Source organism: Providencia sp. 21OH12SH02B-Prov, assembly GCF_027362595.1.
GTDB lineage: Bacteria > Pseudomonadota > Gammaproteobacteria > Enterobacterales > Enterobacteriaceae > Providencia > Providencia zhejiangensis.
In genome coordinates, this window is the sequence record NZ_CP114796.1 from 346893 (window position 1) to 360885 (window position 13993).

Consider the following 13993-nt stretch of genomic DNA (forward strand, 5'->3'; position numbering starts at 1 on the left):
AAATGGATTAATTAATTCGTTTAAATGCTTGTCCAGAAAAGGTAATATTCGCATTTCCTCTTTCTATTTGATAATGCGCATTATGCCGTTGCTTATTCAATTCCGATGCTTGCTGATCTTGGTATTCATTTAAACGCCAATAAATAAGTTGCTTAGCTAATTTCTTATTCGCATGCTGACTACGCTCAGATTGCACTTTGACACTGATCCCAGTTGCAAGATGTTTTGCTCTTACCGCTGAGCAAGTTTTATTAACATGCTGCCCACCAGGACCTTGAGCTTTTATAAATTCGAATTCAATATCACTCTCTTCAATAGCTTGAATAGGTGAAAAGCGGATCACATTAATAAACCAATTTTTCCGTTTATGGTTGGGCCTTAAGGGGCTTGGACATTGCCACTGTAGTGTACCAGACCATAACTGAGCTAGCTTTTCAGCGTCATGCCCTTCTAAAGAGACCAACGCAGATTTTAAACCGTGTTTTGATGCGACAGTGTCGAGTAGATCAACCGTCACTTGATGTTTTTTAGCTTCAACGAAAAAGCAAGCTAACGCTTTTTCAACGACAATACAGCACTCCTCGGGGCCTTGTGCAGAAGAAAATTGTAATAACATTACGCACATTCCCCACTGGTTTTGTAGGTCAGTAAGGGGCGTAAACGTGCGATAACCTCAATTAACCCTGCTCCCACCATGCTTTCAATCACGGTTTCAATCGACTTATAGGATTGTGGTGCTTCCTCATAAATCAATTGTTTATTAGCACAGATGACACGGCTACCTAATGCAGTTCGCGCTAGCTGTAATGGGGTATAGCGATGAGACAGTCGCCCCTTACACTCCGTACGCATCCATTTGCGACCCGCACCGTGAGCCAGTGAATTTAAGCTAACCTCACGGGGATGAGGCAGAACTAAATAACTGAAATCGCCGCGTGATCCCGGAATAATGACCATGCCTTGGTCAGAAGGGGTGGCACCCTTGCGATGTAGCCAACCTTCTATACCGCTAAGAGTGCACGGCTCAACCAAATTATGATTAACATCAAGGACCATTTCCCCCTTAGCCTTGACCTGCTGCAACATACGTAAACCAATTAATTGGCGGTTTAATTCGGCAAAAGATAATGCATTTTGGTGTGCCTCTAAATAGGCTTTCGCTTCATTTGAAGACTCTTCAAGGCCATTGTGGCCATAGTTTTCAACATGCTGACGTAATATGGATTGGCCTAATCCACGAGAGCCACTGTGCACAAGCAGTAATGCACATTTTTTATTTAAACCGCTTTGGGTGATCGACTCGTCGCTAAAGATTTTGTCGATGATTTGAAATTCAGCAAAGTGATTACCGCCACCAATGGAGCCGAGTGAGGACATAAAATGATGGGATTTCATCTCATGTGGAACATGCTCATCAAGCCATTCTAAGGGAGCGCTATCCGGCATTGTGGATAACTGTTTTTCAAACTTATCCAAGTTTAACTTAGTGCTCTTGATATCGGTTTGAAATAAACGCATTCCACAACCAATATCATTACCGACCAATGCGGGATAGAAGCGCTGTGCTGAGAAAAATGCAGCACCAATTGGGTAACCACGACCCGGATGTAGATCTGGCATACCGACCACAGAAACCATGTTAGGGAGTGCCGCGGTTGTTTGTAATTGTTGGATCGCTTTGCTTTCAATCCACGTGTTTTCTGTCGCGATATAACTGACGTGTTCGCTGACAGAATGAATGATATTGCCCATAAGTCATTAACTCATTTTTAAGGAAAAAATAAGGTGATTTAGCAGGCAAGAACTGGAGAGATAGAGAGACTATTTCTGAGTACGCCCGCAAAGAGTGTGATGAATTGTTGTCATAATGTTCCTCCTTGCAGTGTGTGGGTGAGTAAAAAAACGAGCGGATAATAACGAGGGGGATAGGGGATTGCAAGCAGTTTTCACAATGGTGTTGCTGATTAAGAATGCTTTACTCTGTGTAGAACGGCTTACTGAAAGGCAGTAAGCCGTCTAAATATTAATTAAATATTAAGCTATTGTGCGACATGGACGGTTTTTCCGCCAATAATCGTACGCAATACTTTTACATTTTCGATATCATCTGCTGGGATTTTAAATACATTGCGATCAAGGACGATCATGTCTGCAAATTTCCCGACTTCTAATGAACCAATCACATCTTCTCTGTGTTGAGCATAGGCAGAATCAATGGTTGCTGAACGTAGAACTTCAGTCACGGTCATATCACGGTCATTATCCAGACGTGGTGCTGGGTTACCGTCAATGTGACGCCCGCGACGAGTGGCTGCGACTTTTAAATCATACCACTCATCAAAGTCATCAATTGGCCAGTCACTACCGAAAGCAACTACCGCGCCCGCATCGATAAACTTCGCAATCGGTTCCAATTGTTCGAAACGCTCTTCGCCTAACATCTTGCGTTCAAAGGCGGCCAGTTCAGGTGTGGGGGCTGCCCATTGAAAGGAGAGGCAAGCAATAGTGTTGAGGCGTGCAAAACGTTCATAATCTTTTGGATGTACCAATTCATTATGAGCAAGACCTGGGCGAATATCTTTTTCTGGATGCGCTGCGCGCATCTTTTCAATCGCATCCAGCACGATAGAAACGGCTCCCTCACCAACGGTATGTAAATGGGGGTCGTAACCTGCTGCTGCAATTTTTTCCATTAATTCATCCAGAATTTCAGCAGTAAAATACAAATCACCGTAGTTATCGGTTTCAACCCAGTTCGGTGCTTCGTCAGTGCCTTTATTGATACGATAAGGTTGGAGCAATGAAGCCGTCATGGTTGGGTATTGCAATACGCCATCGACAAACATTTTGATATTACGTAGACCAATCCCCGGTGCTGGCGTCCAATCAGCTTGGTGCCATTTTTTGGCAAAAGCAACGGCTTTATCCACCGCGGCCGCAACGGCTGCGACATTAGGCGTATCATCTGGCGTAATTTCTCGAGCCGCTTGAAAACGCACCGTTAGTTCGCCGCGGCGTTGGAGTTCCGCGAACGCTTCTAACTGCTGTTCGGAAACACGCGCATCCATAACGGTGGTCACGCCTTGCTGGTTGAGTACTTTTTGCACTAATTCAGCGACTTCAACCGCTTGGTCATCACGAATTGATGGAATACTATCCGCGGCACGCATCGCCGGAGCATCTTCTAAAATGCCATTTAGCTCGCCATTAGCATATTTACCGATTTTGCCATCAGGTGGCTCAGGGGTATCTTTGGTGATACCAAAGAGTTCTAATGCACGGCTATTGGCTAATAAGGTGTGGCAGTCATTGGAAAATAGGACGACCGGACGCTTTGTCTTCAGTTTATCCATGTCTTCGCGATACATATCGATGCCTGCGGGTAACATGCCTTGACGTAGCCATGCAGTGACTTTTAGCCAATCATTTTCACCTGTACGAGGATCTTTATCCAAGTGTTCTTGGACGCGCTGAAGAATTTGTTCAATAGTCAGCGATTCATAGTTGAGGTGACACCCAAATAATTGAATACCGCCCCAAAATGGGTGCATATGACCATCGATGATGCCTGGCATCATCATCTTACCTTCTAAATCGATACTTTCAGTTTTCGGCCCAACATATTGATGTAATTCATCAGAGGTACCGCTCGCGATAATATAGCCATCTTGTACGGCAATGGCATCTACAACACTATCTTGTTTATCAGCAGTGTAGATATAACCGTTGAAATAAATGACATCAGCAACTTTATTATTCATTTCTATCACAGTCTTTATCAGGGGCTCGGTATAGGTAGAGCCAGAATAACAAAGGGGAAGGCATCGCTCCCCCAAGTCTACAATTATATGAATGTCACTCTAACTACTTCGAGGCACAGCTGGGTAGCAACAGTATGCGACATCTATACGTGATTCTAGTCAATACATACGTTAGCTCGAAATAGCGAGAGTTAATTGATAATCATATTCGTCTCATCGTCAGAGATTGCTGGTGGACTACGTCTGAAACCCTGTGTCAGCAATGTCAGATAAAACGCGCCTGCCGCAAGCCAGCATAGGCCAACCGTAAAGGCTTCTTTATCTAAACTTGTCCATAACCATAAGGTCAGTATGACACCAATCGACGGCATAATCAGGCAAGTGATCAGTTTTTTACCGTTTAAAGCCTCTTTACGGTCGATATAAAAGTGTTTGATAACCGACAAGTTAACAAAGGTAAACGCAATCAATGCACCAAAGCTGATCATTGACGCTACCATGCTTAACGACAGTACCAGTGAGAGTAGTGACGCGATAGCAACAAAGATAATTGAATACACCGGCGTATTCAGCCTTGGGTGCAGGTAAGCAAATATAGAGCGTGGCAATACACCATCACGACCCATAGCATAGAAAATACGCACAATACTGGCTTGTGACGTCATTGCAGAGGCAAACACACCGATCACATAAGCGGTGATAAAGCTGGATGCCATCATGGCTCCACCAACTTGTTTCATGACTGCAAGGCTAGCAACATCGGTATTCGGAATAAACTCTTGCCACATAGGGTAGCTTAAGTGTGCGCTATACGAGATAACCACAAATAAGGTGCCAGCAATAAAGACGGTATAGATAATCGCTTTAGGTAGGGCGCTGCGAGCATCCTTTGTTTCTTCCGCCATTGTTGAAATGGCATCGAAACCTAAGAAGGCTAAGCAGAGAACCGCTGCTCCTGCAAATAAACCAGGAACCTGATCTGCTGCCAGCGTAATCGGCGCGAGTAGTGCTTCAGTATCTAGCACAAAGTTTGTTTTGAAACTCAGATATAAGAAGACCGCAATAAAGACAATTTGCATGGCGATGATCAGCATATTCATGGAGGAAACTAATTTTATCCCCAAAATATTCATCAAGCTGACAACGGCAATTGTCGTGCAGATAATCACTGGCATTGGAATGCTCGGGAATGCTTCATGAACGAAGATCCCAATAGCAATATAGTTAATAATTGGCAGAAATAGATAATCGAGCAATTGTGCCCAACCGACGAGGAAGCCCAGTGTACCGCCAAACGTCCTTTGCACATATTAATAGGCAGAGCCTGCTAGCGGCAGTGCACTTGTCATTCGGCAATAACTCATCGCAGTAAATAGAACAGCAGCCAATGTCACAAGATAAGCGATAGGCAAATGGCCTTCACTTAATACAGTCACTTGGCCATAGGTGGTGAAAATTCCGAGTGGCACCATATAAGCCAGCCCGAAAAAAACTAACGCAGGTGTGGTCAGTACACGTTTCATTTGAACGGTATTCTGTTGCATTTTTAAGCCCTTCCCAAAAGCCCTTAACAACTATCAACTCCATAGGCGGAGTGAACCTAAAATGCAGCTATACTCGTTAATACTTCAGTTGCAGCGTTATGTTAATAAATGGTAGCTATGTTCATTTGAACAAGCAGCATCACTTTCTATGCTATTAGCGGTGCATTCATTGATGTTTAACTGCATCTAGAATTATGTGAGTATATAACCTGAGTTATAACGCTACATTATTGTATTAAAATAAATTTTAGAGCGAACTCATATTCAATTTCAGAAAACCTCGCACCAGGACATTTGATAAATCATCTGTCATCGTGCGCACTTTAATGAAACGTCAGTGATGAATCGGACCATCACCATCCGCTGGGGTGAATACAAGCGGCGTACAATATAGATTCGATGTTCCTTTAACGCAATGATTAATTATTAAAAAAATAAATATTTTTTTAATTCAATAAGTTGGTTTGATTTTAATGTGGGTAAATAAAAGCTCATTTTGGATAAATATAATAATAGCTTGTTTGAGAATTAAATCAATGTGTCACATGCTTTTCTAAAATGTTGATTTTTATTGGATTTATTGTTTGTTTGAATGAAAGTATTAGAGCCATTGCCAATGACAGATGATCATTTCTCTATTGATGTGAATAATAGGTACTATTAATCGTAAATAGGTTATTTGTAATTTATTTAGGTTGGGGAAATCATTTATCTAAATGATATAACTTTGTCGATTGTCTATATGCATAAAGTAAATTAACAAATGAAGTTCCATAAAATGAAACCCTGACCTTCTAATTAATAAATAATAAAAGGCCAGGGTTTCGATAATTGCCTTTAAATAGGCAATTTACTGAATTTATCTTCGTAACCTACGTTGTGTGTAAAGTGCATCCAAGGTAAATAAAATTAATGCAACCCAAATAAAACCAAAAGTGACTAACAATTCTGATGTCATTTGTTCACCATAGATAAATACAGCGAGTAAGAACATAATTGTTGGTCCCAAATATTGGAAAAATCCAAGTGTTGATAAACGTAAGTGGTTTGCTGCTTCAGTAAACAGTAACAAAGGCACCGTTGTAATCACACCAGCGAGGATTAATAACACATTTAAATGCCAATCATTCATTGTCATATTGCTAGTCGGACTATCCGCAAAGAATAGTAAGAAGATGATGCCGACAGGTAATAACCAGAGTGTCTCGAATGTCATGCCAATTTGAGCATCAACCCCCAGTTTTTTACGCAATAAACCGTAAGTTGCAAAAGTGACCGCAAGGCTTAACCCAATGATCGGCACTGAACCAAATTGCCATAGTTGGATCAGCACTCCCATGAGCGCTAAACTGACAGCAATCCACTGCATGCGGCGAAAACGTTCTTGTAGAAATAGCATGCCAAACAAGACGTTGACTAAAGGGTTTATAAAATAGCCTAGGCTAGCTTGTAACATATGACCATTATTGACAGCCCAAATATAAATTAGCCAGTTGGAAGCAATGGTTACCGCAGTGACACCCAAAATCAGAATTTTTTTAGGGTGTTTTAACACTTGGCGCATATAGCTCCAATGCCTAGTGGCCGTTAATAAGACCAACATAAAGAAAAATGACCAAATAATACGGTGAGTCAGTATTTCTTCTGCTGGCACCTCTTGGATGGTTTTAAAATAAATAGGTGCGACGCCCCAAATTAAATAGGCGCCCAAGGCGCATAAGACACCCTTAATGGTGTTTTGTTGGTTCATTATTGACTCTGAATTCGAATAAACGGCTAAAAGTAAGTCGATTGAGATATCGAGCCAAAGAAAATATTGGCTCGATTTATGACCTTATTAATGTGACATTGCTCGAGTTTTTTTACAAGTCATTAGTTGAGTAAGTAACTAAATTTTTACTTTTTATTTTCATCCAATTAGATAAGTCGCAGTGGCTGTAGCAATATGCTGATTACGTTCATTATGTAATTCACAGCGAGTCACGGCAATTTTATTACCGTCGCGCAGTAAACTTGCACTAGCCGTAAAAACTTCACCGCGACCAGGACGTAAATAATCAACTCGTAGATCGATGGTGCCCATTTTTGACATTTTCTCAACGATATCTTGATGGATTAATGGGGTGATACGTTGAAGAATGCGATTAATACATACCATGCCGCCGGCAACATCTAATAGGGATGCGATCACGCCACCATGCAGGATATTTTGTGTGAAATTGCCTATCAATTCTGGACGATTATTAATGGTCAGTTGGACAAAATCATCGCTCATATGTGCTAATTCGATGCCTAAAAGGTGATTAAAAGGCATTTTATAGATAAATGCATCACTCATGAGCTTACTGGCTTCTTCTAATGTGTAAGTATGGTCATTCATCTGCTTTATTCCTTTAAAAATATGTGAACAATAAGTTACCACTATGTATAAAATATGTCTCTAGCAAATGAACGAATAATCTTTCAGCAGTTATCAGATTTTATGTGTAAAATGAGAAAAACTTTTTTTGGGAATGTACAAAATAGGAATAACAGAATGCGCATTTTTCACAAATTACTTAGTGTAGTGCTCTGTTTTTGGTCCGTATCATTATTTGCGGCAGAAAAATCGGATACGCCAAATTCGCAAGAAGTTACAGATAACAAGCCAATAAGAGGGAGTATTATTTCGGGTTTATTACAAAATTACGATAATCCTTTTGTACTTTATCCATATGAGTCTAACTACATTATTTATACTTATACTTCATCAATAAATAAGGAAGCGATACAAACCTATAATTGGGGTGATGATGCTTTACATGACGAAGTAAAATTTCAACTGAGTTTAGCTTTTCCTTTATGGAGAGGGATTGCGGGGGATAACTCCGTCTTAGCCGCATCTTATACGCAACGTTCTTGGTGGCAATTAAGTAATAAAAAAGAATCTTCACCCTTTCGTGATACTAACTATGAACCGCAAATTTTTATTGGTTGGGCGACTGACTACCAGTGGGGGGGTTGGACGTTGCGTGAATTAGAAACGGGTTTCAACCATGAGTCGAATGGCCGTTCTGAGCCGACGTCACGCAGTTGGAATCGTATTTATGCACGTGCTATGGCCCAAAATGGTAACTGGCAAGTCGATTTAAAACCTTGGTATCGCATTCACGAAAGTGAAGGAAGTGATGATAATAAAGATATCACCAAATATATGGGCTATTACCGGTTAAAAGTAGGTTATGCCTTAGGTGATAGTGTATTTACGGCAACGGGGCGTTATAACTGGAATAGTGGCTATGGTGCGGCTGAGCTAGGTTGGAGCTATCCAATCACCAAGCATGTGAGGTTCTATACCCAATTATTTAGCGGTTACGGCGAATCCATGATCGATTATGATTATCGGCAAACTCGCTTTGGTATCGGTGTGATGCTAAATGATATGCTTTAGTCGTTAGCACTTATTTGTTAGCATACGACAACCTTAATTCAAGCGATACCTTGAAAGGCTTCGGGCACTAACCCACTATTTAGACGCTGCTCTCTGACGGGCAGCTATCAGTTTGTAATTTGAGGATCCGCGTGTCTACTGCAGAAGTGATCTCCCAGTTTTCACTTGCTGAAAGTATACTCAACAGTACTTTCGGTTATCAGTCTTTCCGCCCTGGGCAGGAAGCCGTTATTCGAGCAATTTTTGACCATCGTGACTGCTTAGTACTCATGCCAACAGGAGGCGGTAAGTCTCTGTGCTATCAAGTGCCTGCTCTAGTCAAGGAGGGGGTGACGCTGGTGGTTTCCCCCTTAATTTCATTAATGAAAGATCAGGTCGATCAATTACGACTTCATGGCATTAGTGCGGCTTGTTTAAATTCTTCTCAGACCGCCCAAGAACAGCGTGAGGTCATGGATCTGTGCGCGCAAGGTGTTTTGAAATTACTGTATATCGCTCCTGAAAGATTACTGACTGACTACTTTCTAAACCAACTGGCTAATTGGAATATAAGTCTATTGGCCGTCGATGAGGCTCATTGTATTTCACAATGGGGCCATGATTTCCGTCCTGAATATCGTGCCCTTGGCCAATTGAGACAACATTTTCCCGATGTGCCAGTGATGGCATTAACAGCAACGGCAGATGAAACAACACGAGCAGATATTGTTCGCTTGCTCGATTTACATGACCCGTTGATACAAATCAGTAGCTTTGATAGACCGAATATTCGCTATACCTTAGTAGAAAAGTATAAGCCACTGGAGCAACTTTGGTTTTTTATTAAAGCCCAGAAAGGCAAGGCTGGTATCGTTTATTGTAATAGCCGTAGTAAAGTGGAAGAAACCGCCGAACGCTTACAAAAACGGGGGCTAAGTGTTGCAGCGTATCACGCGGGATTAGATAGCCAGCAACGCGAGTGGGTTCAGGATGCTTTTTTAAAAGACAACTTGCAAATTGTTGTGGCAACAGTGGCATTTGGTATGGGGATCAACAAGTCGAATGTGCGTTTTGTTGCACATTTTGATATTCCTCGCAATATTGAAGCCTATTACCAAGAGACTGGACGTGCCGGACGTGATGGGGTTGAGGCGGAAGCAATCCTTTTTTATGATCCCGCTGATATGGCATGGCTACGCCGCTGTCTCGAAGAAAAACCCGCGGGTCTGCAACAAGATATTGAACGGCATAAACTAAATGCGATAGCCGCATTTGCCGAAGCACAAACTTGTCGTCGATTGGTACTACTCAATTATTTTGGCGAAAATAGGCAGTCACCGTGTGGGAACTGTGATATCTGTTTAGACCCTCCAAAACAGTATGATGGTTTAATCGATGCACAAAAAGCGCTCTCGTGCATTTATCGTGTTGGTCAACGTTTTGGTATCGGCTATATTGTCGAAGTATTACGTGGGGCGAATAATCAGCGTATTCGGGAATTAGGCCATGACCAATTACCTGTTTACGGTATCGGAAAAGAGCAAAGCCATGAGCATTGGGTGAGTGTGATCCGCCAATTAATTCACCTTGGCATGATTACACAAAATATTACTCATTTCTCCGCATTACAACTTACTGAAGCAGCTAGGCCGATTTTACGCGGTGAATCATCACTGCAATTAGCCGTTCCTCGCGTTTTGGTAACAAAAAGCCGTAATCAGCAAAACAAAGTTTATCGGGGCAACTATGATAAGAAGTTGTTTGCTAAGCTACGCAAATTACGTAAATCTATAGCCGATGAAGAAAACATCCCCCCATTTGTGGTTTTTAATGATGCAACACTGATTGAAATGGCAGAGCACTGCCCTACGTCTTCCTCAGAATTGTTGTTGATCAACGGCGTGGGAGAACGGAAGCTAGAACGCTTTGGTGATGCCTTTATGACATTGATTCGGGATCATCTTGAAGGTTACGAATGACGAAAGGATAAATATAATGACCCCTGAGAAGCTAAAAGAGAGCTGGTTAAATCGAGAAGCTCAATTTGCTGCGTTTACCAACGGGCCTCTTTTGGATTTCTGGATACAGCGAGAGGAAGCTGAATTTTTGGGGGTAGATGATGTGCCTATCCGTTACGTTCGTTTTATCAATTCTCAGCACAGTAAAGCCATTGTGATCTCTCCAGGGCGTAGTGAAAGCTATGTGAAATATCCTGAAGTTGCTTATGACTTTTATCATCTTGGCTTTGATGTCTTTATTGTGGATCATCGAGGGCAGGGACGATCAGGACGTATGCTTGCCGATCCACAAAAAGGGCACGTTGAAAAGTTCACTGATTATATCGATGATTTTGCAAAGTTTATTGAACTTGAAGTGCAATGTCGGCATTATCTCAAATGTTATGCCTTAGCCCACTCGATGGGAGGAGCGATCCTAGGAGGCTACTTATTGCGAGATAAGGTGACTTTTGATGCGGCTGCGCTTTGTGCGCCTATGATTGGGATTAATTTACCTATACCACATTGGCTAGCCAGCTTTATTGTTGATAGGGCAGAATTACACCAAAGTGTGCGTAATGAGTATGCGGTATCGACGGGTAAATGGCAGCCATTACCTTATATGATTAACGTCCTGACACACAGTCAAGAGCGCTATCGGCGTTATTTGCGTTATTATGCCGACTATCCTGACTTGCGTCTTGGAGGGCCAACTTATCATTGGCTAAAAGAAAGTTTTGCAATTGGTGATGAGCTGATTGCAAGAGCGGGAGAAATTGATGTACCACTGATGCTACTAGAAGCAAGTGAAGATAAAGTGGTCAGCAATCGAGAGCTACAGGCTTTTTGTCAAAGTCGGCAAAAAGCACAAACAGGAAGAGAAGAAAAATTACCTCTCGTGATAGAAGGGGCACACCATGAAATCCTGTTTGAAGTGGATGCACTAAGAGCGATGGCACTTAATGCAATCTGTGATTTTTTTGAGCAGTATTAGTTAGGAATGATTTATGAAATATCCTGTTGTTGCTTCTGATTTGGATGGTACGCTTTTATCTCCCAATCATGATTTAACCTCTTTTACCAAGGAAACGTTGAAACAGTTAGTCGAAACACAAGATATCCATTTTGTGTTTGCAACGGGCCGTCATCATGTGGATGTTGCACAAATTAGAGATGGTTTAGGTATTGATGCTTATATGATCACCTCCAATGGTGCTCGAGTTCACAATACAAAGGGCGAACTGATTTTTAAACATAATGTTGATCCTGACATTGCACATGAATTGTGCTTGATGGACTTCGATAATCCTGATCTTGTGACTAACTATTACAGTGGTGATGACTGGTTTATTAACCGCGAAAGCCCTGAACAAAAAGAGTTTTTCAAAGAATCCGTGTTTCAATATACCTTATTTGAGCGCGATAACTTTGATACTTCTGACGTGTGTAAAGTCTATTACACGAGTGAAGATCACGACTTGTTAGTCGATTTACAAAATCGGATCCGTGAGCGTTGGCAAGACCGCGTCAATGTGACATTTTCATTACGTAGTTGCCTTGAAGTGATGGCTGGAGTGGTCTCTAAAGGTGAAGCGTTGCAACAAGTTGCGGCGTTGCAGGGCTATCAAGTTCATGATTGTATCGCCTTTGGTGATGGGATGAACGATAAAGAAATGCTGACCTTATCAGGTAAAGGCTGCATTATGGAAAATGCTCATCAAATGCTCAAAGATGAATTACCACAACTTGAAATTATTGGCTCTAATGCAGATGATGCGGTAGCAAACTACCTGAGAAAACTGTATCTCACTCATCCTGTTGGTTAACTGACAACACGAAAAAGAGATTATTCCAAATTAGAGGCAAATTATACTGCCTCTAATTATTTATACTCGATATTGGCGTTAACATAGTCAATAGCATCACGGATAAATATTCCTTTATTAAATCGGATTTATATAAAAACATAAAAATAGATTTTATTTTTATTTGAGAAAAATAAAAGAAGGAAGTGTTGTGAGTACGGAAAGCTGGGTCACGCTATTGCAACAGCCCGTGGCCATAGTCAGTCATTCAATACGATTCATGGAATAATCACGCAGAAAATAAATGCGTTATTGCAATAGCGGTTGCATAAAATAAGGGGACGGGTAGAGATACATCGCTTAATACTGTCTTACTGAATGGGTGAGGTTAAACCATACTCATTGATGCGCACTATAAATAATTCTGTCTTATTTTTTTAGAGAACAGTCTGTTTTTATTTGACTTGGTCAGGAAATACCTCAGTTTCTATAATAAAAGTAAAAAATGTGCTAAATCAGTAATAAACTCAATTTTCCTATTCTTTCTGTATGAAAGTCGCATTAAACTATGACGAGTCGGCTGTGAGTTTAGGCTATAGTCAAACCGCAGCCTGCCGATAATAATGGATCACACTGTTTTCTCAGTCGGTATTTTGCACTGTTGAGGGTTGTTTAGGATGAAAAAAATTGCGTTAGCGCTCTTATTAGGTTCTGTTTGCTATAGTTCACAGTTACTTGCCACGCCGTCGACAAAATCGGCACCTCCTCAACAGACCATAGAGCAAATTACGCAGTTAGCACAAAAAGGTGATCCAACAGCGCAATACCTTCTAGGTCAGCGCTATTTTAAAGGCAATGGCGTTTCTCAGGACTCAAAAATTGCAGCGGAATGGTTTATTAAAGCAGGTGACCGAGGTAATTCTGATGCACAATTCCAATTAGGTACGATGTATGTGAATGGTTTCGGTGTGCGTCGAGACTACGATAAGGCGATGCTTTGGTATCAACAAGCCGCTAAACAAAATGACACCCGTGCAGAAACCAACATGGCGATGATGTATGCACAAGGGCTTGGTGTCGCACAAGATCTCGAAAAAGCAGCTTATTGGTTTAGGAAAGCAGCGCAAGGTGGCAATGTCATTGCGCAATTCCACATCGGCCAAATGTATTCAATTGGTAGCGGTGTTGATCAGGATAATGAAAAAGCCGTGTTTTGGTTCCGTAAAGCAGCTAAACAGCGTGATGCAAAAGCGCAAGATCGTTTAGGTGTCATGTATTCAGAAGGGAAAGGCGTCAAGAAAAACCTGCAACAGGCTTATGCTTGGCTGGCAACCGCAGTTTATAGTGGTAATAAAGAGAGCCAGAAATTGCAAAATAAAATTGCCGAGCAATTAAATGAAAATGACTTAAAACAAGCACAGCAACTCGCTGAGAATTATATTCAATCCTATGGATCTAAGGCGAGCTGACGAACAGT

The 13993-nt window shown here is 41.5% G+C and carries 10 protein-coding genes and 1 pseudogene; 5 read left to right on the forward strand and 6 right to left on the reverse strand.

Annotated elements, in window-relative coordinates; all coding sequences use genetic code 11:
- Window positions 1-7 precede the first annotated feature (7 nt).
- From prfH to O7C57_RS01690, 6 genes and pseudogenes are all read right to left on the reverse strand, one after another.
- Window positions 8-616 carry a peptide chain release factor H gene (gene prfH, locus O7C57_RS01665; protein WP_163863246.1) on the reverse strand — a complete coding sequence of 203 codons (609 nt, stop codon included), beginning with the start codon at window positions 614-616 and terminating at the stop codon, window positions 8-10.
- Entirely contained in the window at window positions 616-1752 is a 1137-nt protein-coding gene (locus O7C57_RS01670) for an RNA ligase RtcB family protein (RefSeq protein ID WP_154624357.1), read from the reverse strand. The genes prfH and O7C57_RS01670 overlap by 1 nt, the downstream gene beginning before the upstream one ends.
- Window positions 1753-2039: 287 nt before the next feature.
- Window positions 2040-3761, reverse strand: coding sequence for an amidohydrolase (locus O7C57_RS01675; RefSeq protein ID WP_154624358.1), 1722 nt, complete (start codon window positions 3759-3761; stop codon window positions 2040-2042).
- 191 nt (window positions 3762-3952) lie between these two features.
- Window positions 3953-5305, reverse strand: a pseudogene (locus O7C57_RS01680) (APC family permease).
- Between the two features lie 859 nt (window positions 5306-6164).
- Complete coding sequence (rarD, locus tag O7C57_RS01685; RefSeq protein ID WP_154624519.1) at window positions 6165-7055, reverse strand: EamA family transporter RarD; 891 nt, start codon at window positions 7053-7055, stop codon at window positions 6165-6167.
- A gap of 159 nt (window positions 7056-7214) precedes the next feature.
- Entirely contained in the window at window positions 7215-7685 is a 471-nt protein-coding gene (locus O7C57_RS01690) for a thioesterase family protein (RefSeq protein ID WP_154624518.1), read from the reverse strand.
- A 156-nt stretch (window positions 7686-7841) separates the two neighbouring features.
- On the opposite strand from O7C57_RS01690, the gene pldA reads away from it, so the two are divergent.
- From pldA to O7C57_RS01715, 5 genes are all read left to right on the forward strand, one after another.
- Window positions 7842-8735, forward strand: a complete 894-nt coding sequence (pldA, locus tag O7C57_RS01695; protein ID WP_154624517.1) for a phospholipase A — start codon at window positions 7842-7844, stop codon at window positions 8733-8735.
- Between the two features lie 131 nt (window positions 8736-8866).
- Complete coding sequence (gene recQ, locus O7C57_RS01700) at window positions 8867-10693, forward strand: ATP-dependent DNA helicase RecQ (RefSeq protein ID WP_269723533.1); 1827 nt, start codon at window positions 8867-8869, stop codon at window positions 10691-10693.
- Window positions 10694-10709: 16 nt separating this feature from the next.
- Window positions 10710-11705 carry a lysophospholipase L2 gene (pldB, locus tag O7C57_RS01705; protein WP_154624515.1) on the forward strand — a complete coding sequence of 332 codons (996 nt, stop codon included), beginning with the start codon at window positions 10710-10712 and terminating at the stop codon, window positions 11703-11705.
- Window positions 11706-11718: 13 nt separating this feature from the next.
- Window positions 11719-12537, forward strand: coding sequence for a sugar/pyridoxal phosphate phosphatase YigL (gene yigL / locus O7C57_RS01710; protein ID WP_154624514.1), 819 nt, complete (start codon window positions 11719-11721; stop codon window positions 12535-12537).
- Between the two features lie 656 nt (window positions 12538-13193).
- Complete coding sequence (locus tag O7C57_RS01715) at window positions 13194-13985, forward strand: tetratricopeptide repeat protein (RefSeq protein ID WP_269723534.1); 792 nt, start codon at window positions 13194-13196, stop codon at window positions 13983-13985.
- Window positions 13986-13993: the final 8 nt, after the last annotated feature.

Bases quoted from the DNA above. Each gene is read 5' to 3' on its own strand.
- O7C57_RS01670 (WP_154624357.1), bottom strand. From the start codon at position 1,752: ATGGGCAATATCATTCATTCTGTCAGCGAACACGTCAGTTATATCGCG.
- O7C57_RS01690 (WP_154624518.1), bottom strand. From the start codon at position 7,685: ATGAATGACCATACTTACACATTAGAAGAAGCCAGTAAGCTCATGAGT.
- rarD (WP_154624519.1), bottom strand. From the start codon at position 7,055: ATGAACCAACAAAACACCATTAAGGGTGTCTTATGCGCCTTGGGCGCC.
- pldB (WP_154624515.1), top strand. From the start codon at position 10,710: ATGACCCCTGAGAAGCTAAAAGAGAGCTGGTTAAATCGAGAAGCTCAA.
- prfH (WP_163863246.1), bottom strand. From the start codon at position 616: ATGTTATTACAATTTTCTTCTGCACAAGGCCCCGAGGAGTGCTGTATT.
- pldA (WP_154624517.1), top strand. From the start codon at position 7,842: ATGCGCATTTTTCACAAATTACTTAGTGTAGTGCTCTGTTTTTGGTCC.
- yigL (WP_154624514.1), top strand. From the start codon at position 11,719: ATGAAATATCCTGTTGTTGCTTCTGATTTGGATGGTACGCTTTTATCT.
- O7C57_RS01715 (WP_269723534.1), top strand. From the start codon at position 13,194: ATGAAAAAAATTGCGTTAGCGCTCTTATTAGGTTCTGTTTGCTATAGT.
- O7C57_RS01675 (WP_154624358.1), bottom strand. From the start codon at position 3,761: ATGAATAATAAAGTTGCTGATGTCATTTATTTCAACGGTTATATCTAC.